3 protein-coding genes are annotated in these 2031 nt (G+C 33.7%); all 3 read right to left on the reverse strand.

All coding sequences use genetic code 11. The features are described from left to right. On the reverse strand, positions 1 to 204 hold a 204-nt coding region (locus GVN22_RS27800), incomplete at its 3' end, for a hypothetical protein (protein ID WP_205691056.1). A 46-nt stretch (positions 205 to 250) separates the two neighbouring features. Further along, positions 251 to 970, reverse strand: a complete 720-nt coding sequence (locus GVN22_RS27090) for an SH3 domain-containing protein (RefSeq protein WP_166554126.1) — start codon at positions 968 to 970, stop codon at positions 251 to 253. 32 nt (positions 971 to 1002) lie between these two features. After that, positions 1003 to 2031: hypothetical protein (locus GVN22_RS27095; RefSeq protein WP_166554127.1), on the reverse strand; the 1029-nt coding region annotated here is incomplete at its 5' end.

Consider the following 2031-nt stretch of genomic DNA (forward strand, 5'->3'; position numbering starts at 1 on the left):
TACCAAGGTTTCAAAATCAGTGTAATTGTTAAGTAATTCCGTCGTATTCTCAGCATACTCTTGGGTTTCTTGTAGTACATTACTATCATCCAAACAATCGGCTAGTTTGAGTCGATACAAATTCAGCATTACCTGTTTCTTGCCGCCTGTGGATGAAGAGTTTGGGATGTGTGGACTTGTTAAGCAGTCTGACTTTACATACATAAAAAGCTCTTAACTAACAGATAGTTAAGAGCTTTTGTATAAATACTTATTCTACATCACTTCGTTTTATCCAGCCTTCTACTACCTTTTTACCATAATAACGAATCTTGAGCCAATTGCCTTGTTCTTCTAAAACTTCTACCTTATCGCCTTTTATAAGATACATTTTGGTGGGATTGTTTGGAGATAAACTCAATATACACCTTAGCGAACTCACTTTCAAAATTTTAACAGATTGGATTTGGTTAATCGCACTTTGAACCTCTTTGGGTATATTTTGAGCTCTTCTGTAAATATAACCATCAATAGGTTGTGATGCACCTTCTCCAAGCCCATGAAGATTAATCACATAATCACTTAACTCATAATCCCATACATCCAGGTATTCTATGTGTTGATTTTTTTTTGATAAGTGTATGACCTTAATTGGTATATTCTCAAAAGTATCTTTCTTATCCAATTGGAATAACTCTTTATATGTATTTATATTTGTACTAATTGTAGATTCATCAAAATTTATTTCTTCAAGCTTTCTCCCCCCTTGATCTGTCAAAAAGTAGTACTCCGTTTTACTCAAATTATTCAAATTATATGGCAAAGGTTTTTTAGGATGAAAATCAAATTGATAGCGATTATTTTTATAATAAAATACATACATCTCATAATTAGGGTATCGAGTATCACCATTTAAGTCTAATTTCCATACTCCTTCCAGAATTGTATTTGCAGTTCTTAAACCTTGGCTTAATGCAAAATTTTTGTTCATGCTTAGGAACAAAAAAAATAAAATCACGTTTCTCATTTCTCAATTGTTTTAAGTGCTAATTCAAAATATTCTCTTCTAGTACTTGTTTCTAATAAGGCTTTATTGATTTTTCTAGTAAGTACATCAAACTCAGTTTGCGAGCATCCTTTATTTAATTGTTCGGCCTTTTCATTACATTTTTCCTTATCCCAATACCACATTGCTGAGAGTATATCAATATCTCTATCTATGAATGCTTCATCTGGACTACTTAACACTTTTTTATAATCATCTAAAAACCCCTGTTTTTTTAACCATTCATTAAATGCAATATATTGTTTTTTCCATGTCAATTGTAATATACCATGACCTCTGTAGCGAAAACCATCTCCACTTGCCTCATCGCCATTACCTCCTTCGCATCGGTAGACGTAGCTAAATAGAACTTTACCAGAAATACTCGATGGATTTTCAGTACTACAAACAAATTTCTTTGGTACATCATCTATGCTATTCCAATTGGGATGTTTTCGTTTACCTTTTAAATCTTCTGTAAAATCATCGCATCCTTCCATTATCGGGGGTTCACTCCATCTTTTCTTTGCTATCCAACCTTGTCCAGGGGCACTATCGTAAGTCCAAGCATTATTTGTTTTTTTGTAGCATGGATTTTCTCCACTTTTAGTTCCCATTGCATTCAAGTTTGCTGATTCAACACCAATCTGTCCTAAAAAATGTGCCATTCTCAAGGGAGTATTTATCTCAAATTTATCACTGTATTTATTGATAATACTTGCTACTTCGTCGCATCTCTCTTGTGGGGTACTCGAAAATATCTCATGCAGCTGTGCTCCAGTAATAGGAAAAGTGGCTTGATGCTCTTGAGCTTTACTACCCAAATACTTCCAAACGGCATCGATTTTAACATCTTTAGCTTCGGTGTCTTGGATGTCTATTTTAAATTTGTTGGTAGAATTACTAATATCAAACTCTACTCCCATTGTTGTTTTCTTTTTGCTTGGGAGTAATACCTCAAAGCTTGGGCTTTCTTGAGTATGGATATATACTTTGTCGATACAGAC

Source organism: Cellulophaga sp. BC115SP (assembly GCF_009905545.1).
In the GTDB taxonomy this organism is placed as follows: Bacteria; Bacteroidota; Bacteroidia; order Cytophagales; family Spirosomataceae; genus Flectobacillus; species Flectobacillus rivi.

Coding starts and splice junctions, on each gene's coding strand:
- GVN22_RS27090 (WP_166554126.1), bottom strand. CDS start 970: ATGAACAAAAATTTTGCATTAAGCCAAGGTTTAAGAACTGCAAATACA.